Here is a 20,925-nt window from a genome sequence, read left to right as displayed (position 1 = left end):
AGAGAAATCGCCATGAATGCCGGAGCCGGAACCGTCTGGCGCACCGCCGCCCACTTCGTCGTTCATCCGCCGCCCGCGGAATGGCGCGACGAACTGGCCGGTCGCCTGGGTCGCCGGCCGCGCCGGGTCGGCCTGTGGACCGAGCTTGCGATGTACGGCGCGCGCCGCTGCCTCGATGCGGCGGACGAGGCCGCCTTGCCCCCGGGTGCGCGCCTGCGCGTGGCCAGCAAGCGCGGCGCCTGGGGCGCCACGCATGCCGGGCTGGGGCAGCTCGATGCGGGCCTGCCGATGCCGTTCACCTTCATGCAGAGCCAGCCGGCGCTGATGCTCGCCGAGGTCGGCCGCTGCCTCGAGTGGCAGGGCGACGCGAGCTTCATGCTGTGCCGCGACCCGGAGCGCCTGCTGCAGCAGGCCAAGCTCGGCACGCCCCGCGACGGGCTGCTGTTCGGCATCGTCGAGGAGGAGCGCAACGACGAACTGCCGCGCTCGGAGTGGTGGCGGCTCGTGCCTGCCTGACGCGAGACTGGGCAGCCTTTCCGGGAACACCGCGGACCCGGCTCCGGTGCGCTCGATGCGCGGCTCAGCTTGCGGCGATGGATTTCTGCAGATTGATGCGCGCACGGGCTTCGAGCAGCGCGTGCATTCGCGGCGTGGCGTAGATCGCTTGGCGATCGAGAAAGCGCTGCAGGATCGCGCGCCGGCGCGGCCGGCGAACTTCGTCGGGCACGAAGGCGTATTCGGCGTGGACCTGCCGCTCGTACTCGGCAAAGCGCGCGGGTTCGGCGCCGAGGATGGAGAGGTCAATGTCGATCAGCAGTTCGGCATCGTGGCCCTCGGGCACCGCGTCGTGGCGCGTGGCCATGACGAGCGCATGAATGCGTTCAGCTGCGTCTTCGTTCGCGCCGGCGTGCCGCAGGGCATTGCGCGCCCAGTCGGCACTGCGCGCCTCGTTGTCGTGCGCGTGCACGTCGTAGATGGCGTCGTGGAACCAGAGCGCGAGCGCCACTTCGCCGGGGCGCTCGGCCAGTGCCTTCTCGCGCTCGAACCATGCGAGGCATTCGCCCAGGTGCTGCATCGTGTGGTAGCGGCGCTGCGGCTCTGCGTAGCGGCGCTGCAGTTCGAGGCACAGCGCCTCGTCGGGCGCCGCGATGCCCAGGGCGCTCCGGGCCTCGGTCCAGTTCGCGAGGAGCGCTTCGGGTGTCATGGGGCTATTGCTCCATGGCGGCCTTGACCTCCTGGCCGAGGTCGAGCACCGACATCGCGTAGTAGCTGCTCCAGTTGTAGCGCGTGATCACGTAGAAATTGCGCGTGCCGGCCACGTAGGTCGGCGGTGCGTCGGCGCCGTTCTGCAGCTCGACCAGCGCGAGCAGGCCCTTGTGGCGCAGGCCCTCGCCCTCGGGCACCGCACCGGCGGCCACGAAGCTGTCGGCGCTGAAGCTCGGGAGGATGTCGGGCGCGAGCAGCAGCGCCTTCTGAAGGCGCGCTTCATCGAAATGCACGGGGTAGGTGGCGGGCATGCCGGCCTTCCACCCGAAGGCCTTGAAATAACTCGCGACCGAGCCGATCACGTCGGCGGTGTTGTTGACCAGGTCGATGCGGCTGTCGCCGTCGAAATCGACTGCGTACTTGGCGATGCTGCTGGGCATGAACTGCGGCATGCCCATCGCGCCGGCGTAGCTGCCGACGGGCACCAGCGGGTCTTCCGCGGTGCGGCTCTCGGTGCTCAGGAAGCTCTCGAGCTCGCCGCGAAAGAAGGCCTCGCGCTCGGCCGCGCGCGGATGGCCCTGCGGGAAGTCGAACGACAGCGTGGCCAGCGCATCGATCACCCGGAAGTTGCCCATGTTGCGGCCGTAGATGGTTTCCACGCCGATGATGCCCACGACGATTTCGGGCGGCACGCCATACACCTGCTCGGCACGCGCCAGGGTGGCCGCGTTGTCGCGCCAGAAGCGCACGCCGGCCGCGATGCGCACCGGGTCGATGAAGCGGCCGCGGTAGGTCTGCCAGTTCTTTACCGTGCCGACCGGGCCGGGCAGCATGAGCCGCGGCACGTTGGGCAGGAGGCGGGCGCTGCCGATGGTGGCGCGCACCCATTCGCGGTCCAGGCCGCGGCGCGCAGCCACTTCGTCGGCGAATTGCATCGCGTCGTCGCGCGTGGCATAGGGAATGGTGCCGCGCACGGGGCTCGCGGCGCCGTTGCGGCCGTTTGCGGATTTCTGGGCCGAAGCCCCCGAGGAACCTAGGCAGCAAGCGGCGAGAAGAACGACGGCGGCGGCGGTGCGGGAGGGCTTGGGGAGAAAAAATCGCATCGGCCGATTGTGCCGCCCGCCCGCACGAGCGTTCCGGCGGGACACATGTGGTTTCAGCCGCGTGGATTGGCCGTGGGCCAGGCCAGGCGGCGGAACTCCGCGCGCAGGGCTGACAGGGTCTGCGGCGCGGCCGGTGCATAGCGCTGGGCTTCGAGCTTCAGCAGCCAGTCGCGAACAGGCTGCGCGGCGGGGCCGAAGCGCGCATCGGCCTGGGCGGCGATCTGGCGCGGCGGTGCGGTATCGGGTACGGCGAGACCGGCTTTCGCAAGCCGCGCACGCGCCTGGGCGAGGAGGCGCAGCCACGGGTCGTGCTGGCTGCGCTCCCACAGCGTCCAGCCTGCGCCGGCAAGGCTCGCGGCAATGACCAGGTAGAGAAGCACGTAGGCGAGGTCTTCCAGGCTCGGGGCTTCGAAGCCGATGTTCTTGAGCAGGTTGAGCTGCCGGCTCTGGGTGTAGTTGAGCACCCACTGGTTCCAGCCGTTGTTCATCGCCTCCCAGGCGGCGCGCATGTTCTGCACCAGCGTCGGGCTCATCGCGCCGATGGCACCGGCGAAGAGGCCCGGCTGCGGCACGAGGCGCTGCAGCTGGCCGATGCGGCCGGGCGCCACCGATCCCGTCGGGTCCACGCGCACCCAGCCCGCGCCTTCTTGCCAGACCTCTGCCCAGGCGTGCGCATCGCGCTGGCGAATAATCCAGTAGTTGTCGATGCTGTTGAGCTCGCCGCCTTGGTAGCCCGTCACGATGCGCGCGGGAATGCCCAGGTTGCGCATCAGCACCACGAAGGCCGAGGCGATGTGCTCGCAGAAGCCTTCCTTGCGGTCGAACCAGAATTCGTCGGCCGTGTCGTTGCCGTAGAGGCCGGGCTCCAGCGTGTAGGTGTAGCCGCCGGTGCGCAGGCGCTGCAGCACGGCCTGCACAAGGGCGGGCGTGGCGGCACTGGCCAGCGTCGGGTCGTTGCGCATTTCAGCGGCGAGCGCGGCGGTGCGCGGGTTCGTGCCGGGCGGCAGCTGCAGGTAGGCCTGCAACTGCCCGCCCGCGCGGCGCACCGGGCCGCTCTGGAAGCGCGGGTAGCTCTCGGCGCGGTAGCGCAGCAGGTCGGTGACCGGGCGGTTCGAGATCCATTGCAGGTCGGGCGTGCCCACGACTTCGAGGCCGGGCGCCTCGGGCGCCTTCTGCGCCGCATCGAGCGTCAGCAGCCAGGGCCGGTTGTTGGGTTCGAGCGTGACCTCGTAGCGCACGGGTTCTCCCGTCACGCGCAGGTTGGCGAAGCCTTGCCCGCCGCGCCCCCACGGCGGCAGCGCCGTCCATTCGCGGCCATCGAACTGGCCGAGCACCGGGCCGCGGAAATAGAGCTGGCTTTGCGGCGGAGAGCGGTCGTCGTCGAACTTGATGCGCGCGGCAATGCTGTCGTCCAGCGCCAGTTCGGCGATGGTGCCGACGCGCATCGTGTTCGACAGCCCCATGCGCCCGGCCATGGCATCACCCGGCGTTCCCCACAGCGGCGCGAAGCGCGGGAACAGCAGGAACAGCGCGAGCATGATCGGCGCGCCCGCCAGCGCCATCCAGCCGGCCGTGCGCGCGGCCTGCATCAGCGGCGGCCTGCCGACGGGCATGTGCGCGTTGACCAGCGCCGTGAGCAGCCCCAGCAGCGCAAGCAGCATCGTGAAGGCCGTCAAGAGCGACTGCGAATAGAAGAAGTTCGTGAGCATCGCGAAGAAGCCCAGGAAGAAGACGACGAAGGCGTCCCGGCGCGCGCGCAGCTCCAGTGTCTTCAAGGCCAGCAGGATCACGATCAGCGTGACGCCCGCGTCGCGTCCGAGCAAGGTGCGATGGGTCGCGTAGGTGCCCACGAGCGCCAGCGCGAGCAACGCGATCCGCCACCATCGGCTGGGTAGCGGACGCGCCTCCACGGCGAGCGAGCCGCGCCAGAGCAGCACCAGCGCCGTGAGCGCCGTGCACCACCAGGGCAGGTTCTCGACCTGCGGCAGCACGATCAGTGCGATGACCGCCAGCAGGAAGAGGGTGTCCCGGGCGTCCCGCGGGAGCGCCGCGAGCTTGAGCATCAGCTTGTTCATGCGGTGCGGCTCAACATAAGGCGAGCGCCTCAAGGCAGGCGCGCTTGTGGGCCTCCCCCTGCGATGGCTTGACCACCCGGCCGGCGATCCGGACGCCGTAGTCCACGCCCAGCCGATCTGCCATCAGCACCCAGGCGCACAGGCGCGACAGGCGCGCCTCGATGTCGGGCAGCGCGGCGGCCTGCGCATCGAGCCAGAGTTCTTCGCGCTGCGTGTGCTGCGTGTCGCGGCTCACCAGGTCTTCCGAACCGGCGGCCTGCGCGCGCGCGGCCTTCTTCCAGACCACGAGCTTCAATGGATCGCCGCGCCGGTAGGCCCGCACGCCGTCGTATTCGCCCGCGCTGTGCGCACGCTGCGCCGCTGAAATGGCGGCCGGCCCCGACAGCGGCTCGCCCGGCGGCAACGGCGGTGGATGCGCCTCGGGCGCCGGATACACCAGCATCTGCGCGGCGGGGCGCCAGACCGTCCAGACGCGGAAGGTGCCGAGCGGAAAGCGCGTCTCGGCGGTCAGCGGCGGCACCGGATGCAGGCCGCGACGCTCGGGCAGGAAGGCGATCTCGACCGTGGACATGCCCTCGGCCGGCACGTCGGTCCAGGCCCACTGGCCGCTGCCGCGCACTGCCATTCCGATGCCGTAGCGCACGCTGCGCCTTTCGTTGTGCAACACCACCCGGAAGACGGCCGCGGCGCCGGCATAGTGCGCCTCGGGCGGCATCATCCGCATCGCAAGACCGCGCAGCGTGGCATGGCACACGTGCATGCCGACGGCGACGCTGCCGGCCAGCAGGAAGGTCAGCAGGTAGCCGAGGTTGAGCTGGTAGTTGATCGAAGCGACAAGAAGCACGAGCAGCGTGGCGGCCAGCGTCCAGCCCGCACGCGTGGGCACGATGTAGACGTTGCGCTGGGTGAGCTCCAGCGTGTCCGACGGCGGGCGCCGGGACAGGAACCAGCCGTCGATGCGCGAGCGCAGGGCGCCGACCGGGCTCACGGCAGTGGCACCGCCGCGATCATGGCGCGCACCTGCTCGACGGCGCCGCGGCCCGCATCGCCCACTGGCGTCAAGCGGTGCGCGATCGTCTGCGGCAGCACGGCCTGTACATCGTCGGGCGCAACGTAGTTGCGGTTGGCCAGGAGCGCCTGCGCCTTGGCGGCGCGCAACACCGCGATGCCGGCGCGCGGCGACAGGCCCTGGAGAAACCAGCGTCCCGAGCGCGTGGCTGCGATCAGATCCTGCACGTAGTTCAGCAGCGCCTCGGAGGCATGCACCTGCTGCACGCGCTGCTGGATCGCGGTGAGTTCGCCCGCAGTCAGCATGGCGGGGAGGCTCGCGAGCATTTCGCGCCGGTCGACGCCCGAGAGCAGCAGCCGCTCGGCGGCGCGGTCCGGGTAGCCGAGCGAGATGCGCATGAGGAAGCGGTCCAGCTGCGACTCGGGCAGCGCGAAGGTGCCCAGCTGGTCCTGCGGGTTCTGCGTGGCGATCACGAAGAAGGGTGTGGGCAGCGGGCGGGTCTCGCCCTCGATGGTCACCTGCTTTTCCTCCATCGCTTCCAGAAGCGCGCTCTGGGTCTTGGGGCTTGCGCGGTTGATTTCGTCGGCCAGCAGCACCTGGGCAAAGATCGGACCGGGGTGGAACACGAAGGCCTGCTGCCCCCGGTCGTAGATCGCCACCCCCGACAGGTCGCCCGGCATCAGGTCCGCGGTGAACTGCACCCGCGAAAACTGCAAGCCGAATGTGTGCGAAAGCGCGTGGGCGAGGGTGGTCTTGCCGACCCCCGGCACGTCCTCGATCAGCAGGTGGCCGCCTGCGAGCAGGCAGGCCACGCAGTCGCGCACTTGCGCCTCTTTGCCGACGATCACCGTGTTAAGCTGACTCAGCAAAGTGGCAAGCTTCGCAGCAACGTCCATATTTGTATCCATATGCAAACGATACCGTAAGACCTTGCGGCCCCATGCCGCGTGAGGTCTACACGCGACAAGAGACATGGGCAAGACAGGCTACTTCACACACCGCGACTTCTGGAAGCACGACATGGGCCGGGGTCATCCCGAGTGCCCCGAGCGACTGGATGCCATCGAAGACCGGCTGCTTCTCACAGGCGTGAGCGACGCATTGGAGCACTGCGAAGTGCCGCTGGCCACCCTGGAGCAACTCACCCGCGCCCACAGCGTGGAGCACGTCGAGCTTCTCGAAGAGCTCCATATGCGCCTGGTGGCCGACGAGCCCGCCGGCGGCCCCGACCACGCGCAGCTCGATCCCGACACCTCGCTGAATCGCTTCACCCTGCTGGCCGCACGCCGCGGCGCCGGCGCTGCCATCGCCGCCACCGACGCGGTGATCGCCGGCGACATCGAGAACGCCTTCTGCTCGGTGCGCCCGCCGGGCCACCACGCCTGCCGCGAGCGCGCGATGGGTTTCTGCTTCTTCAACAACATCGCCATCGCGGCACGCCATGCGCTCGAGGTGCACGGCTTCGACCGGGTGGCCATCGTCGATTTCGACGTGCACCACGGCAACGGCACCGAGAACATCCTTTCGAACGATCCGCGCGTGCTGATGGTCGGCTTCTTCCAGCACCCGTTCTATCCGTACAGCGGCACCGACCACCCGGCGCCGAACATGCTGAACCTGCCGATCCCGGCCTACACCCGCGGCATGGACGTGCGCGAACTCATCGAGGCGGCCTGGATGCCGCGGCTCGAAGAGTTCCGTCCGCAGATGGTCTTCATCAGCGCGGGCTTCGATGCTCACCGCGAGGACGACCTGGGCCAGCTCGGCCTTACCGAGAACGACTTCGCCTGGATCACCAGCCGCATCCACGACGTGGCGAAACGCCATGCGCGCGGCCGCATCGTCTCGATGCTCGAGGGCGGCTACAACCTCGATGCGCTTGCGCGCAGCGTGGAAGCGCACATCCGCGTTCTCGCGGACCTGTAACGCAATCGGCGCGAACGGCGCCCTGTTTCTTCATCGATGAATTTCAACGACTTCACACAACGCCTGAAACAGGTCGATGCCGCCGGCATCGGCATCGAGTTGAGCGTGCTCGTGGCCTGCGTGGCGCTGGCCTGGGCCATCTGCAAGTGGTTCGGGCGCGACCAGCCCAAAGATTCGATCTGGTTCGGCGAAAGCACCTTCGACGGGCTTCTGTTCCCGCTGCTGTCGCTGGTGTTCACCGATCTTGCGCGGCGCGTGGTGATCGATTTCCAGCCGGTGCTGGTGCTGCGCATCGCGGTTTCCGTGTTCCTCTCCCTGGTGGTCATCCGCCTCTTCGCGCGGGTGCTGCGGGCGGTGTTTCCCACCTCCAACTTGGTGCGGCTGATCGAGCGCACGATCTCGTGGCTCGCGTGGATCGCGGCGGTGCTCTGGATCGTCGGGCTCCTGCCGCCGGTGCTGGCCGAGCTGGACAACATCACGCTGGCCTTCGGCAAGACGCGCGTGAGCGTGCAGACGATCTTCCAGGGCGTGCTGTCGGCCGGGCTGGTGCTGGTGATCGCGCTGTGGATCGCCTCGACCATCGAAAAGCGCATCCTGCGCGAGGCTGTCACCGACCTCTCGATGCGCAAGGTGGCCTCGAACGCGGTGCGCGCCTTCCTGCTGCTGATCGGCCTTTTGTTCGCGCTGTCGGCGGTGGGGGTGGACCTCACGGCGCTCTCGGTGCTGGGCGGCGCGCTCGGCGTGGGTCTGGGCTTCGGCCTGCAGAAGCTGGCCGCCAACTATGTGAGCGGCTTCGTGATCCTGCTGGAGCGCTCGATCCGCATCGGAGACAACGTGAAGGTCGACACCTTCGAAGGCCGCATCACCGACATCAAGACGCGCTACACGCTTATCCGCGCAGGCAACGGGCGCGAGGCGATCGTGCCGAACGAATCGCTGATCACCAGCCGGGTGGAAAACCTCTCGCTGGCCGACCGCAAGTTCAACATCACGACCAACATCGTGGTGGGCTACGAGAGCGACGTGGCGCAGGTGCAAGCCATCCTGTGCGAGGCGGCCAAGGCGCAGGCGCGCGTGATGACCGATCCGGAACCGATCGCGTACCTCATGAACTTCGCGCCCGATGGCTTGGAGTTCAGCCTGCACTTCTGGGTGGCCGATCCGGACAAGGGCAAGGACAACCTGCGCTCGGCCATCAACATAGCGATCCTCGAAGGGCTGCGCGGGGCCGGCATTGACATTCCCTATCCGCAGCGCGTGGTTCGCGTGGAATCTTTGCCGCCGGGAATCACGCCAGCGCGTGACGCTGTTTTATAATCGCGGAAAAGCACGATCGTTCTTTTTTGGCCCGCAGTGCCTACAAGAAGAATGGAGAGGCTGCAAAGGTCGCGTCCTAGAATGACCGGTTGCCCTCGAAGCCCCCTTTTTGCAATCCAATGGAGTCAAGTCAATGAAGGTTCTTGTACCTGTCAAACGGGTCGTCGATTACAACGTGAAGGTGCGCGTCAAGAGCGACGGCACCGGGGTGGACATTGCCAACGTCAAGATGAGCATGAACCCCTTCGACGAGATCGCCGTCGAAGAAGCGGTTCGCCTGAAGGAAAAGGGCGTGGTCACGGAAGTGATCGCCGTCTCCTGCGGCGATGCCAAGTGCCAGGAAACCCTGCGCACCGCGATGGCCATCGGCGCCGACCGCGGCATCCTGGTCGAGACCACTGAAGAGCTGCAGCCCCTGGCTGTCGCCAAGCTGCTCAAGGCGCTGGTCGACAAGGAGCAGCCCCAGCTCGTCATCCTCGGCAAGCAGGCCATCGACGACGACGCGAATCAAACGGGCCAGATGCTGGCTGCACTCGCAGACCTGCCCCAAGCCACCTTCGCCTCCAAGGTCGAAGTCGCCGGCGACAAGGCCACCGTGACGCGTGAAGTGGACGGCGGCCTCGAAACCATCTCCCTCAGCCTGCCGGCCGTCATCACGACCGACCTGCGCCTGAACGAGCCGCGCTACGTGACGCTGCCCAACATCATGAAGGCCAAGAAGAAGCAGCTGGACACCTTCAAGCCCGAAGACCTGGGCGTGGACGTGAAGCCCCGCCTGAAGACCTTGAAGGTCAGCGAGCCGCCGAAGCGCGGTGCCGGCATCAAGGTGCCTGACGTGGCGACGCTGGTGGACAAACTGAAGAACGAAGCGAAGGTGATCTGAACATGACCGCACTTGTTATTGCCGAACACGACCACGCGACCGTCAAGCCCGCGACCCTCAACACCGTGACCGCCGCATTGGCCTGCGGTGGCGACGTCCACGTGCTCGTGGCCGGTGCCAATGCAGCCGAGGCCGGCAAGGCCGCCGCGCAGATCGCCGGCGTGTCCAAGGTCATCGTGGCCGACAGCCCGAGCCTGGCCGAGAACCTCGCCGAGAACGTGGCAGCCCAAGTCCTCGCGATCGCGGCCAACTACAGCCACATCCTGTTCCCCTCGACCGCCAACGGCAAGAACGTCGCACCGCGCGTGGCCGCCAAACTGGACGTGGCGCAGATCTCCGACATCACCAAGGTCGACAGCCCCGACACCTTCGAGCGTCCGATCTATGCGGGCAACGCGATCGCCACCGTGCAGAGCGGCGACGCCACCAAGGTGATCACCGTGCGCACGACCGGCTTCGATGCCGCCGCAGCCACGGGTGGCAGCGCAACTGTCGAAACGGCTGAAGGCGTTGCCGACAGCGGCAAGTCGAGCTTCGTGGGCCGTGAAGTCACCAAGAGCGAACGCCCCGAGCTGACGGCAGCCAAGATCATCGTCTCGGGTGGCCGCGCCTTGGGCAGCGCCGAGAAGTTCACCGAAGTGATGGCTCCGCTCGCAGACAAGCTCAACGCAGGCCTGGGCGCGAGCCGCGCAGCGGTGGACGCGGGCTACGCCCCGAACGACTGGCAAGTGGGCCAGACCGGCAAGATCGTCGCGCCGCAGCTGTACATCGCTGCGGGCATCTCGGGCGCGATCCAGCACTTGGCCGGCATGAAGGACTCCAAGGTGATCGTGGCGATCAACAAGGACGAAGAGGCGCCGATCTTCTCGGTGGCCGACTACGGCCTCGTGGCCGACCTGTTCGTGGCTGTGCCCGACCTGGTGAAGGCGCTCTGATCGCATCGCCGCATTGAGCCGAAGGGCATCGTTCGCGATGCCCTTTTCGTATCCGCCGTATCTGGAGACAAGAGACATGAGCTACACCGCCCCCCTCAAGGACATGCTGTTCGACATCGAGCACCTGGCCAACATCGGCGAGATCGCCAAGCTGCCGGGCTTCGAGGACGCCGGCCTGGAAACCGCGCAGGCCGTGCTCGACGAGTGCGCGCGCTTCAACCAGGACGTGGTCGCGCCGCTGAACATCGAGGGCGACCGCAACCCTTCGTCGTTCAAGGGCGGTGAAGTCACCACCACGCCGGGCTTCAAGGATGCCTTCGCGCAGTACGTCTCGGGCGGCTGGCAGGGCCTGCAGCATCCGTCGGACTTCGGTGGCCAGGGCCTGCCCAAGACCATCGGCGCGGCCTGCGGCGAGATGCTCAACTCGGCCAACATGAGCTTCGCGCTGTGCCCGCTGCTGAGCGACGGCGCCATCGAGGCGCTGCTCACCGCCGGCTCCGACGAGCTCAAGGCCGTGTACCTGGAGAAGCTCGTGAGCGGCCAGTGGACCGGCACGATGAACCTCACCGAGCCGCAGGCCGGCAGCGACCTGGCCATGGTGCGCAGCCGCGCCGAGCCGCAGCCCGACGGCACCTACAAGGTGTTCGGCACCAAGATCTTCATCACCTACGGTGAGCACGACATGGCCGAGAACATCGTGCACCTCGTGCTGGCCCGCGTGACCGGCGCGCCCGAAGGGGTGAAGGGCATCAGCCTGTTCGTGGTACCCAAGTTCATGGTCGGCAAGGATGGATCGCTCGGCGAGCGCAACGACGTGCACTGCGTGAGCATCGAGCACAAGATGGGCATCAAGGCCTCGCCGACCGCCGTGCTGCAGTACGGCGACCACGGCGGCGCCGTCGGCTACCTCGTCGGCCAGGAAAACCGCGGCCTCGAGTACATGTTCATCATGATGAACTCGGCGCGCTACGCCGTGGGCATGCAGGGCATCGCGATCGCCGAGCGCTCTTACCAACACGCCGTGGCCTATGCAAAGGACCGCGTGCAGAGCCGCCCGGTCGATGGCTCGATCAACGCGAGCGCGCCGATCATTCACCACCCGGATGTCAAGCGCATGCTGATGACGATGCGCGCCTACACCGAAGGCTGCCGTGCGATGGCCAGCGTCGCAGCTGCCGCCTACGACGCCGCGCACCACCACCCCGATGCCGATGCGCGCAAGCAGAACCAGGCCTTCTACGAATTCATGGTGCCGCTGGTCAAGGGCTACAGCACCGAGATGAGCCTCGAAGTGACCTCGCTGGGCGTGCAGGTGCACGGCGGCATGGGCTTCATCGAGGAGACGGGTGCGGCGCAGTATTACCGCGACGCGAAGATCCTCACGATCTACGAAGGCACCACCGCGATCCAGGCCAACGACCTCGTGGGCCGCAAGACCGCGCGCGACGGCGGCCAGACCGCCAAGGCCATCGCCGCGCAGATCGCGAAGACCGAGGCCGAGCTCGCCAAGAGCGACAGCGCCGCCGCCGCCTCCGTGCTCAAGCGCCTGAAGGCCGCGCGCGAAGCGTTCATCGAAGTGGTCGATTTCGTCGCGGGCCAGACCAAGGCCTCGCCCAACGCGGTGTTCTCGGGCAGCGTGCCGTACCTGATGCTCGCGGGCAATCTGGTGGCCGGCTGGCAACTCGCGCGCTCGCTGATCATTGCCGAGGACCTCGCCTCGCGCAGCTTCGACACCGACTTCATGCTCGCCAAGATCGCGACCGCGCGCTTCTATGCCGAGCACATCCTGAACAAGGTGCCGGGTATGCGCGACAGCATCGTGGACGGCGCCGAGAGCGTCACGGCGCTGGCGCTCGACGCGTTCTGAGCCCCACGGCCCGCCCGCAGTCGGTGTCGCCCATCTGACCGGCGGCGCGGGCCTCCCTCTCTTATAAAACCGATCCCATCTCCCGGAGACACCATGTCCAAGCTGCCCCCCGTCCTGGCGAACCTGCCGCTGCCGATCATCGGCTCGCCGCTGTTCATCATCAGCAACCCCAAGCTCGTGATCGCGCAATGCAAGGCCGGCGTGGTCGGCTCGATGCCCGCGCTCAACGCGCGCCCCGCGGCGCAGCTGGAAGAGTGGCTGATCGAGATCACCGAAGAACTCGCCGCGTACAACAAGGCCAACCCCGACAAGCCTGCCGCGCCGTTCGCCATCAACCAGATCGTGCACAAGAGCAACGACCGCCTGGAGCACGACATGGAGATGGTCGTGAAGTACAAGGTCCCGATCGTCATCACCTCGCTGGGCGCGCGCACCGACGTGAACGACGCGGTGCACAGCTATGGCGGCGTGACGCTGCACGACATCATCAACAACAAGTTCGCGCAGAAGGCGATCGAGAAGGGCGCCGACGGCATCATCGCCGTGGCGGCCGGTGCCGGCGGCCATGCGGGCGTGAAGAGCCCATTCGCGCTGGTGCAGGAAATCCGCCAGTGGTTCGACGGCCCGATCGCGCTGTCGGGCTCCATCGCCTCCGGCGGCGCGGTGCTAGCGGCGCAGGCCATGGGCGCGGACTTCGCCTACATCGGCACCGCCTTCATCGCCACCGAAGAGGCGCGTGCGAGCGACGAATACAAGCAGGCCATCGTCGACTGCAGCTCCGACGACATCGTCTATTCGAACCTCTTCACCGGCGTGCACGGGAACTACCTCGCGCCCAGCATCGTCAAGGCCGGCATGGACCCGGCCAACCTGCCCGAGGGCGATCTCAAGACCATGAATTTCGCCAGCGGCGACGGCAGCAAGGCCAAGGCCTGGAAAGACATCTGGGGCTCGGGCCAGGGCATCGGCGCAGTGACCGAAGTGGCCAGCGCCGCGGCCTTCATCGAGAAGCTCAAGCGCGAATACCAGGAAGCAAGGCAGCGGCTGGCGCTCTGAGCGCCCATCGGCCGTGGCTTCAGCCATCGTGTCCCCGCCCTTGCCCATGCAGGCAGGGCGCATGCCGCTGCTCGACGCGGCGAAGGGCATCGCCTGCGCGGTGATCGTGGGCCACCATCTGTCGCGCTACGGGCCGATGCCCGCGGGTGCCTACGGCCTCGCACCCGACTTCTTCGGCTGGCTCGCAGACGACGGCCGGCTCGCGGTGCAGGTGTTCCTCGTGATCGCGGGGTTTCTCGCGGCGGCGAGCCTCGCGCCCGACGGCTTGCTGCGCGTGGACCGTCCCATCGCGCGCATCCTGCAGCGCTACGGTCGGCTGGTGATGCCGTACCTGGCCGCGCTCACCGTCTGCGTGCTGGTGGCCGCGCTGGTGCGGCCCTGGCTCGATGAAGACGTGGTGCCGGCATCGCCGACCATCGGCCAGCTGTTCGCGCATGGGCTGCTGCTGCAGGACCTGCTGGGCTACGAGTCGCTGTCGACCGGCGTCTGGTACGTGGCCATCGATTTCCAGCTCTTCGCGCTGGCGCTGATGCTCGTGGGGCTTCCAGCCATGCTGAGCCCGCCGACGCCGGGCACTGCCAATCCGTCGTCGCGTTGGACGCCGGTGCTGTTGGTGCTCGCACTGGCGGTGACTTCGCTGGTGCTTTTCAATCGCATTGCCGCGCTGGACGACACGGCGCTGTATTTCTTCGGCGCCTACGGCCTGGGCATGCTGGTGTTCTGGATCGGCCGCGCGACGCGGCCCAGCACCTGGCAGGGCGCGGTCGCGCTGTTGTTCCTGATCGGGGCAGGGGCGCTGGCCATCGAATGGCGCAGCCGCATCGCAACGGCCCTGGTGACTGCGCTGCTGATTGCCGTTGCGCAGCACCACCGCTGGCTGTCGCCCGCGAAGTGGCCGGTGGCGGCGGTGCCGTTGCAGCGGCTGGGGCGCATGTCGTATTCGCTGTTCCTGATCCACTTCCCGGTGCTTCTGGCCATGAATGCCCTCGTCGCAAACCTCGCGCCGCACGGGCCGTGGGTCGACCTGCTGGGCATGGTGGCGACCTTCGGCCTCTCGGTGGGCGCGGCGGCGCTGCTGTACCGCTGGGTGGAGGTGCGCCCGGCATCGTGGCGCGCCGTGTTCGCGCTGTTCGCGGCATTGCTGGTCAGCGGGCTAGTCGTTTCGCATTAGCGTTCGCGCAAGCGAGCAGCCGCCGGCGCCACCCCATCGCAGGTGTGAGGCCGATTTCTTCCTTTGGATGGTTGCGCTTGCGCTTCGGAGCGCGCAGGCTGCGGGCTCGTCAGTGTCTTTCATCTTCGGTATGATTGTGGAAATTTCAGTAAATACTGAAAATACGCAAAATTAAGGAATGACCCAGCACACGCCGCCCCCACGATTGCCGTTGCAGGCATTTGCGTCGCCTGACGTCGGCAGCGTGGTACAGGGCGCCGCTGCGCTTTTCTGGGTCCCGCAGGCAGCATTGCTCGCGATGGCGGTGCAGGGACTGGCTTCGGGACAAGGCCTGCCGGCGGTGCAGTTGCCCGCACTCGGCATCCTGCTGCTCGGATTGCTCCGCGCGGTTTGCGAGGCCTGGGGCGCACGCCGGACTTTCACCCGCGCAAGAGCGCAGCTGACGACACTGCGCGCGCAAGCCGCTTCGGCGCTCGCGGCCAGTTCGCCGCTCGACCGAAGCCGCACGCCTTCCGGCCAGGCCGCCAGCGTGCTCGCCGAGCAGGCCGAAGCGCTCGTGCCGTACCTGGTGCGCTACCAACCGGCGCGCTGGCGCGTGATGGTGGTGCCCGCGGTCATCGTCGTCGCGGTCGCCAGTCTCTCGTGGATCGCTGCACTGGTGCTCCTGGTCGCGGCCCCGCTGATCCCGCTTTTCATGGCCATCGTCGGCTGGCGCGCCAAGGCCGCGAGCGAGGCGCAGATGGTCGAGATGGGCGGCATGAACGCATTCCTGCTCGACCGCCTGCGGGGCCTGGCCACGCTGCGCGCGCTCGGTGCGGTGGATGCAACGGCCGTCCGCTTGGGCGAGGCCGCGCAGTCGCTGCGTGAGCGGACGATGGCAGTGCTGCGCATCGCCTTCCTCTCGTCGGCGCTGCTCGAGTTGTTCTCGGCGCTCGGCGTCGCGATGGTGGCGGCGTACGTGGGCTTTCACCTGCTGGGCACGCTGGGCTTCGGCGCCTGGGGCCGTCAGTTGAGTCTCGGTGAAGGCCTCTTCGTGCTGTTGCTCGCGCCGGCGTTCTTCGAGCCGCTGCGGGAGCTCTCGGCCGTCTGGCACGACCGCGCCGCGGGCGAGGCGGCGCTGCAGTCGCTCGAACAACTTCAACGCAGCGAGGTGCCGCTGCCCGGTGCCAACACGTCCGTCCGCGCGACGGCCGGAGCCGCCGGTGCCGCGCCTGTCGTCGCGGTTCATGGGCTCCGCTTTGCCTGGCCTGGCGAGCAGGAGCTGTTCCATGGCTGCGACCTTCGCGTCGCGGCCCGCGAGCACGTTGCGATCACCGGCGCGAGCGGCTCGGGCAAGACGGCCTTGCTGTCGCTGCTCGCCGGACTGCTGCCCGCGGCCGGCGGCGAAATCTCCATCGGCGGCGTGCCGCTGTCCGACCGCACCGTGAGCGCCCTCCGGCAGCGCATGGCGTGGATGGGCCAGAAGCCGCACGTGTTCGCCGGATCGATAGAAGCCAACGTGGCGCTGGGACGCGCAGACATCGACACGCCACAGGTCGCCGCCGCGATGCGCTTCGCATTGCTCGACACCGTGGCGCAGGCCCATCCCGCCACGGCGCTGGGCGAGGGCGGCAGCGGCCTCTCGGGCGGGGAAGCAGTGCGGCTCGCGCTGGCACGCATCGCCGTCCATCCGCATGCGGACCTGCTGCTGGTCGACGAGCCCACCGCGCACCTGGACACCGAAACCGCCGGGCGCGTGGCCGACGCACTCGTCACCCTGGCCCGAGGCAAGACGCTGATCGTCGCAACGCACGATCCCGTGCTGGCCGCGCGCATGCACCGCACGATCAGCCTCGACGCGCAGGCGCTGGAGCGCGCCGCATGACCATCGCCGCGAACCATTGGCGCGACCTGCGCCTCGTGCTGCGCCCCTTCCTGGCGTCGCAGCCGAGCCCCTTGCTCTGGGGCGGCCTGCTGGCCGCCGTCACGGTGCTCGCGGGCATGGCGCTGCTGGGCCTCTCGGGCTGGTTCATCACCGCGACCGCGCTGGCCGGCCTGCACGCGGCAACGGCATTCACCTTCGACGTGTTCGCGCCCTCGGCCGGCATTCGCCTGCTGGCGCTCGGCCGCACGGCGTCGCGCTATGGCGAGCGGCTCGTCACGCACGATGCGACCTTCGCCGTGCTCGCCGCGCTGCGCGTGCGGCTCTTCCGAGGCTGGGCGCGCCCCCAGGCGGCGCGCGCATTGCTGATGCGCCCGGCGCGCCTGCTGTTCCGCCTCACGGCCGACATCGACGCGCTCGAATCGCTCTACCTGCGCCTCCTGGTGCCTGCCGCCGCAGCCCTGGGGGCCGCGCTGCTGGCGGGCGTGGTGCTGGGCTTCATGCACGTCGGCATGGGCGTGCTGCTGATGCTCTGGCTCGTCGCCGTCGGCTGGGGCATTGCATTGCTTGTCGCGCGGCGCGCCCGGCGACCCGCGGTGCATCGCGCCCATGCCATCGAGGCGTTGCGCGCCCGCGCTGTCGACCTCGTGGCCGGCCAGACCGACCTGGTCATGGCAGGGCGCATCGATGCACAGCACGAAGCCCTCATGAACGCGGACCGGCATCTGGCCAAGGCCGACCTCGCATTGAACCGCCTCGAAACCGCAGCCGGCATCGCCTACAGCAGCGCGGGCACCGTCACGCTCGTCGGTGTGCTGCTCGCAGTGGGCCTGCTGGCGGGCGAGGGCGCGATCGGCGCACCCGCGGCGGCGCTCGCATTGCTGGTGGCGCTCACGGCGACCGAGCCCTTCGCGGCACTGCGGCGCGGCGCGCTCGATGCAGGACGGACCTGGCTCGCGGTGCGCCGTCTCGCACCCCGCATGGCGACAGAGGTAGAAAGGCCGGCAACCGTCAATGAAGCGCCATCCGACGCATTGCGCGTGAGCCATGTCTCGCTCGCGCACGCCGGCAGCCCCATCCAGGTGTTGAACGACGTGTCGTTGACCGTGACCCCAGGCGAGCGGGTCGCACTGATCGGCGCAAGCGGCGCCGGCAAGTCGACATTGCTCGGCGTGATCGCCGGCGAGATCGCTCCGCAGTCCGGCAGCGCGAGCGCACAGCCGCCGTGCCTGCTGACCCAGCGCACCGAGCTGTTCCAGGACAGCCTGCGCGACAACCTCCGGCTCGCCGACCCCGAGGCCACCGACGAACAGCTCTGGTCCGCGCTGCACGCAGCCGGCCTCGAAGACGACGTCCGCGCCCTCAAGACGGGCCTGGACACCCGCCTCGGCGAAGGCGGCCTCGGCCTCTCGGGCGGCCAGTCGCGCCGCCTCGCGCTGGCCCGCCTGTTGCTGCGCCCCGTGCCGCTCTGGCTGCTCGACGAACCCACCGAAGCGCTCGACGCCTTTGTCGCGCACGACGTGCTGCAGCGCCTCGCCCGTTACGCCGATGGCCGCACGCTCGTGATCGCCACGCACCTGCGCCGCGAGGCCGCGCTCGCCGACCGCCTCGTGTGCATGCAGCAAGGCCGCATCGTCGCCGACCTGCGCCGCGGCAACCCCGCCTTCGACGCCGCACTGCGCACGCTGCGCCCCGATTGATTCCGCAGGAAAAGACAAAAGAGAACACAAAGGAAGAACCCATGGACCTCGACATCGTTGCGCTCTCGCGCCTGCAGTTCGCCGTCACGGCGCTGTATCACTTCCTCTTCGTGCCGCTCACGCTCGGCCTCTCGATCCTGCTGGCGATCATGGAAACGGTCTACGTCATGACGGGCCGCGTCATCTGGCGCGACATGACGAAATTCTGGGGCGTGCTCTTCGGCATCAACTTCGCGATGGGTGTCGCGACCGGCGTGGTGATGGAGTTCCAGTTCGGCATGAACTGGAGCTACTACAGCCATTACGTGGGCGACATCTTCGGCGCGCCGCTGGCCATCGAGGGGCTCATGGCCTTCTTCATGGAGGCGACCTTCGTGGGCCTGTTCTTCTTCGGCTGGGACAAGCTCTCCAAGGTCGGCCACCTGGTGGCCACCTGGGCCGTGGCCATCGGCTCGAACTTCTCGGCGCTCTGGATCCTCATTGCCAACGGCTGGATGCAGAACCCCGTGGGCGCGGCCTTCAACCCGCAGACCATGCGCATGGAGGTGACCGACTTCCTCGCGGTGCTCACCAACCCGGTGGCGCAGGCCAAGTTCGTGCACACCGTCTCGGCAGGCTATGTGTGCGCCTCGGTGTTCGTGCTCGGCGTGTCGGCCTGGTATCTGCTCAAGGGCCGCCACCTCGAACTGGCCAAGCGCTCGATGACCGTGGCCGCCTCCTTCGGCCTGGCCTCGGCGCTCTCGGTGGCGGTGCTTGGCGACGAAAGCGGCTACCTCTCGGGCGAGCACCAGAAGATGAAGCTTGCCGCCATCGAAGCCATGTGGGAGACACAACCCGCACCCGCCGCCTTCACGGTCATCGGCTTTCCCGACCAGGAATCGCGCGAGACGCACTACGCCATCCACATCCCGGGCGTGATGGGCCTCATCGGCACGCGCTCGCTCGACACGGTGATGCCCGGCATCGATGAACTGGTCAAGCGCGCCGAGGCCCGCATCCGAGAGGGCCTGAAGGCCTACGACGCCCTGCAGAAGATCCGCGAGGCGGGCGGCACCGGCAAGGTGACGCAGGGCGTGCGCGGCGACTTCGAGGACAACGGCATCAACATGGGCTACGCGTTGCTGCTCAAGCGCTACGTCGACGACCCGCGCACCGCCACCGACGCGCAGATCACCAAGGCCGCATGGGACACCGTGCCGCAGGTCGCGCCGCTTTTCTGGCTGTTCCGCGTGATGGTGGGCATCGGCATGCTGCTGATCCTGTTGACCGGCACCTTCTTCGTGCTGTCGGCGCGCCGCAAGCTCGACAGGCACCGGTGGCTCCTGAAGGCCGCGGTGTTCGCGATCCCGCTGCCGTGGATCGCCATCGAGGCCGGCTGGCTGGTGGCGGAGTTCGGCCGCCAACCCTGGGTGATCGAGGGCGTGCTGCCCACGGCGGTCGCGGTGTCGAACCTGGGCGTGAAGACGCTCCTGCTCACGCTCGCGGGTTTTATCGCGATCTACACCGTGCTGCTCGTCATCGAGATGAAGCTGATGCTCAAGGCCATCCGCAAGGGGCCCGAAGCCGAGCACGCGCCCGACGAGGGCGATGCGCGTTCCCATGTTCCGCCGGCGCATGGCGCCACCACCGTCCCTTCCACCACCGGGAGCGCCGCATGATCCTGCACACACTCCTCGACTACGACACCCTGCGCTTCATCTGGTGGCTCTTGATCGGCGTGCTGCTGGTCGGCTTCGCGGTGACCGACGGGTTCGACCTGGGCAGCGGCATGCTGCTGCCGTTCGCCGCGCGCAACGACATCGAGCGCCGCGTCGTTATCAACAGCGTAGGCCCCGTGTGGGAGGGCAACCAGGTGTGGCTCATCCTGGGCGGCGGAGCGATCTTCGCGGCCTGGCCGCAGTTGTACGCGGTGTCGTTTTCGGGCTTCTATCTGGCGATGTTCGTGATCCTCACCGCGCTGATCCTGCGCCCCGTGGCCTTCAAGTTCCGCAGCAAGCGCGAGTCGCCGCAATGGCGCGCGCGCTGGGACTGGGTGCTGTTCTTCAGCGGCTTCGTGCCCGCGCTGATCTGCGGCGTGGCAGTGGGCAACGTGCTGCAGGGCGTGCCTTTCCGCTTCGATGCGGACATGCACATCTTCTACGACGGCGGCTTCTTCGGGTTGCTGAATCCGTTCGCCATCCTGTGCGGGCTGGTGTCTGTCGCAATGCTCGTGATGCACGGCGCGGCGTGGCTGTTGCTCAAGACAGAGGGGCCGGTGGCCGAGCGCGCGCGCACCTACGGCATGGTGGCCGCGGTGCTCACCATCGCGCTCTATGCGCTCGCCGGCGCGCTGCTCGCCACGAGCATCGGCGGCTACCGCATCAGCAGCGTGGTCGATGCGGTGGGGCCCTCGAACCCGATGCTCAAGACCGTCGAGCTGCATGCGGGCGCATGGACCGCCAACTACGCAGCGCACCCGTGGACGCTGGCCGCGCCCGCTGCCGGCTTCATCGGCGCGCTGGGCGCGTTGCTCGGGCTGGTGCTGCGCCGACCGGTGCTCGCGCTGCTCACGGCGGCACTCGGCATCGCCGGCATCATCCTGAGCGTGGGTGCGTCGATGTTCCCGTTCATCCTGCCCTCGTCGATCGACCCGCGCGCGAGCCTCACGGTGTGGGATTCGTCGTCCAGCCACCTCACGCTCTTCATCATGCTGGTGGTCACCGGCATCTTCATTCCGATCATCGTGGCCTACACCACCTGGGTCTACCACGTGCTGTGGGGCAAGGTCGACGAGAAAGCCATCCGCGAAGACAGCGGTCACGCCTACTGAACACAGA

General features: G+C 68.2%; 17 protein-coding genes. 12 read left to right on the top strand and 5 right to left on the bottom strand.

What is annotated here, in order from left to right:
* Positions 1-12 precede the first annotated feature (12 nt).
* Positions 13-516: a hypothetical protein gene (locus RT97_RS30755; RefSeq protein WP_042582652.1), complete on the top strand. Its 504-nt coding sequence runs from the start codon at positions 13-15 to the stop codon at positions 514-516.
* A 64-nt stretch (positions 517-580) separates the two neighbouring features.
* Here RT97_RS30755 and RT97_RS30750 read toward each other — a convergent pair whose 3' ends face one another.
* Genes RT97_RS30750 through RT97_RS30730 form a run of 5 tightly spaced genes read right to left on the bottom strand, consistent with a single transcriptional unit; the run spans position 581 to position 6,289 of the window.
* On the bottom strand, positions 581-1,204 hold the full coding sequence (locus RT97_RS30750; RefSeq protein WP_042582651.1) for an HD domain-containing protein: 624 nt from the start codon (positions 1,202-1,204) through the stop codon (positions 581-583).
* A gap of 4 nt (positions 1,205-1,208) precedes the next feature.
* Positions 1,209-2,309, bottom strand: coding sequence for a lytic murein transglycosylase B (mltB, locus tag RT97_RS30745; protein WP_042582650.1), 1,101 nt, complete (start codon positions 2,307-2,309; stop codon positions 1,209-1,211).
* A 53-nt stretch (positions 2,310-2,362) separates the two neighbouring features.
* On the bottom strand, positions 2,363-4,384 hold the full coding sequence (locus RT97_RS30740; protein WP_042582649.1) for a transglutaminaseTgpA domain-containing protein: 2,022 nt from the start codon (positions 4,382-4,384) through the stop codon (positions 2,363-2,365).
* Between the two features lie 10 nt (positions 4,385-4,394).
* Positions 4,395-5,372 (bottom strand): DUF58 domain-containing protein, encoded by a 978-nt coding sequence (locus RT97_RS30735; protein ID WP_042582648.1) that lies wholly within the window; start codon positions 5,370-5,372, stop codon positions 4,395-4,397.
* On the bottom strand, positions 5,369-6,289 hold the full coding sequence (locus tag RT97_RS30730) for an AAA family ATPase (RefSeq protein ID WP_042582647.1): 921 nt from the start codon (positions 6,287-6,289) through the stop codon (positions 5,369-5,371). Before RT97_RS30730 ends, RT97_RS30735 begins: the two co-directional genes overlap by 4 nt.
* A gap of 76 nt (positions 6,290-6,365) precedes the next feature.
* Here RT97_RS30730 and RT97_RS30725 point away from each other — a divergent pair, with 76 nt between their 5' ends.
* The 11 genes from RT97_RS30725 (at position 6,366) to cydB (ending at position 20,918) form a co-directional block, all read left to right on the top strand.
* A complete protein-coding gene (locus tag RT97_RS30725) occupies positions 6,366-7,319 on the top strand; it encodes a histone deacetylase family protein (RefSeq protein ID WP_042582646.1) in 954 nt (317 codons plus the stop codon).
* A gap of 36 nt (positions 7,320-7,355) precedes the next feature.
* Positions 7,356-8,636 (top strand): mechanosensitive ion channel family protein, encoded by a 1,281-nt coding sequence (locus RT97_RS30720; RefSeq protein ID WP_042582645.1) that lies wholly within the window; start codon positions 7,356-7,358, stop codon positions 8,634-8,636.
* Between the two features lie 133 nt (positions 8,637-8,769).
* A complete protein-coding gene (locus RT97_RS30715; RefSeq protein WP_042582644.1) occupies positions 8,770-9,519 on the top strand; it encodes an electron transfer flavoprotein subunit beta/FixA family protein in 750 nt (249 codons plus the stop codon).
* 2 nt (positions 9,520-9,521) lie between these two features.
* Positions 9,522-10,454, top strand: coding sequence for an electron transfer flavoprotein subunit alpha/FixB family protein (locus RT97_RS30710; protein WP_042582643.1), 933 nt, complete (start codon positions 9,522-9,524; stop codon positions 10,452-10,454).
* 76 nt (positions 10,455-10,530) lie between these two features.
* On the top strand, positions 10,531-12,321 hold the full coding sequence (locus tag RT97_RS30705; RefSeq protein WP_042582642.1) for an acyl-CoA dehydrogenase: 1,791 nt from the start codon (positions 10,531-10,533) through the stop codon (positions 12,319-12,321).
* Between the two features lie 93 nt (positions 12,322-12,414).
* Positions 12,415-13,377: an NAD(P)H-dependent flavin oxidoreductase gene (locus tag RT97_RS30700; RefSeq protein WP_042582641.1), complete on the top strand. Its 963-nt coding sequence runs from the start codon at positions 12,415-12,417 to the stop codon at positions 13,375-13,377.
* 61 nt (positions 13,378-13,438) lie between these two features.
* Positions 13,439-14,548: an acyltransferase family protein gene (locus RT97_RS30695; RefSeq protein ID WP_042582640.1), complete on the top strand. Its 1,110-nt coding sequence runs from the start codon at positions 13,439-13,441 to the stop codon at positions 14,546-14,548.
* A gap of 178 nt (positions 14,549-14,726) precedes the next feature.
* The gene (gene cydD, locus RT97_RS30690) at positions 14,727-16,412 is read left to right on the top strand and encodes a thiol reductant ABC exporter subunit CydD (protein WP_042582639.1); all 1,686 of its coding nucleotides are present in this window, start codon (positions 14,727-14,729) and stop codon (positions 16,410-16,412) included.
* Positions 16,409-18,109 carry a thiol reductant ABC exporter subunit CydC gene (gene cydC, locus RT97_RS30685; RefSeq protein WP_042582638.1) on the top strand — a complete coding sequence of 567 codons (1,701 nt, stop codon included), beginning with the start codon at positions 16,409-16,411 and terminating at the stop codon, positions 18,107-18,109. Before cydD ends, cydC begins: the two co-directional genes overlap by 4 nt.
* A gap of 41 nt (positions 18,110-18,150) precedes the next feature.
* On the top strand, positions 18,151-19,767 hold the full coding sequence (locus RT97_RS30680) for a cytochrome ubiquinol oxidase subunit I (protein WP_042582637.1): 1,617 nt from the start codon (positions 18,151-18,153) through the stop codon (positions 19,765-19,767).
* Entirely contained in the window at positions 19,764-20,918 is a 1,155-nt protein-coding gene (gene cydB, locus RT97_RS30675) for a cytochrome d ubiquinol oxidase subunit II (RefSeq protein ID WP_042582636.1), read from the top strand. Before RT97_RS30680 ends, cydB begins: the two co-directional genes overlap by 4 nt.
* The last annotated feature ends 7 nt before the right edge of the window (positions 20,919-20,925 follow it).

It is taken from the genome of Variovorax paradoxus, from assembly GCF_000834655.1.
Lineage (GTDB): Bacteria > Pseudomonadota > Gammaproteobacteria > Burkholderiales > Burkholderiaceae_C > Variovorax > Variovorax paradoxus_F.
Note: the sequence above shows the minus strand (reverse complement) of the source record. Positions and strands in the feature narration are given on the sequence as shown.

What these genes read in the sequence shown, in the direction of transcription:
- mltB (WP_042582650.1), bottom strand. Translation starts at nt 2,309, where the DNA reads ATGCGATTTTTTCTCCCCAAGCCCTCCCGCACCGCCGCCGCCGTCGTT.
- RT97_RS30755 (WP_042582652.1), top strand. Translation starts at nt 13, where the DNA reads ATGAATGCCGGAGCCGGAACCGTCTGGCGCACCGCCGCCCACTTCGTC.
- RT97_RS30710 (WP_042582643.1), top strand. Translation starts at nt 9,522, where the DNA reads ATGACCGCACTTGTTATTGCCGAACACGACCACGCGACCGTCAAGCCC.
- RT97_RS30715 (WP_042582644.1), top strand. Translation starts at nt 8,770, where the DNA reads ATGAAGGTTCTTGTACCTGTCAAACGGGTCGTCGATTACAACGTGAAG.
- RT97_RS30720 (WP_042582645.1), top strand. Translation starts at nt 7,356, where the DNA reads ATGAATTTCAACGACTTCACACAACGCCTGAAACAGGTCGATGCCGCC.
- RT97_RS30725 (WP_042582646.1), top strand. Translation starts at nt 6,366, where the DNA reads ATGGGCAAGACAGGCTACTTCACACACCGCGACTTCTGGAAGCACGAC.
- RT97_RS30695 (WP_042582640.1), top strand. Translation starts at nt 13,439, where the DNA reads ATGCCGCTGCTCGACGCGGCGAAGGGCATCGCCTGCGCGGTGATCGTG.
- RT97_RS30750 (WP_042582651.1), bottom strand. Translation starts at nt 1,204, where the DNA reads ATGACACCCGAAGCGCTCCTCGCGAACTGGACCGAGGCCCGGAGCGCC.
- RT97_RS30740 (WP_042582649.1), bottom strand. Translation starts at nt 4,384, where the DNA reads ATGAACAAGCTGATGCTCAAGCTCGCGGCGCTCCCGCGGGACGCCCGG.
- cydB (WP_042582636.1), top strand. Translation starts at nt 19,764, where the DNA reads ATGATCCTGCACACACTCCTCGACTACGACACCCTGCGCTTCATCTGG.
- RT97_RS30730 (WP_042582647.1), bottom strand. Translation starts at nt 6,289, where the DNA reads ATGGACGTTGCTGCGAAGCTTGCCACTTTGCTGAGTCAGCTTAACACG.
- RT97_RS30700 (WP_042582641.1), top strand. Translation starts at nt 12,415, where the DNA reads ATGTCCAAGCTGCCCCCCGTCCTGGCGAACCTGCCGCTGCCGATCATC.
- cydD (WP_042582639.1), top strand. Translation starts at nt 14,727, where the DNA reads ATGACCCAGCACACGCCGCCCCCACGATTGCCGTTGCAGGCATTTGCG.
- RT97_RS30705 (WP_042582642.1), top strand. Translation starts at nt 10,531, where the DNA reads ATGAGCTACACCGCCCCCCTCAAGGACATGCTGTTCGACATCGAGCAC.
- RT97_RS30680 (WP_042582637.1), top strand. Translation starts at nt 18,151, where the DNA reads ATGGACCTCGACATCGTTGCGCTCTCGCGCCTGCAGTTCGCCGTCACG.
- cydC (WP_042582638.1), top strand. Translation starts at nt 16,409, where the DNA reads ATGACCATCGCCGCGAACCATTGGCGCGACCTGCGCCTCGTGCTGCGC.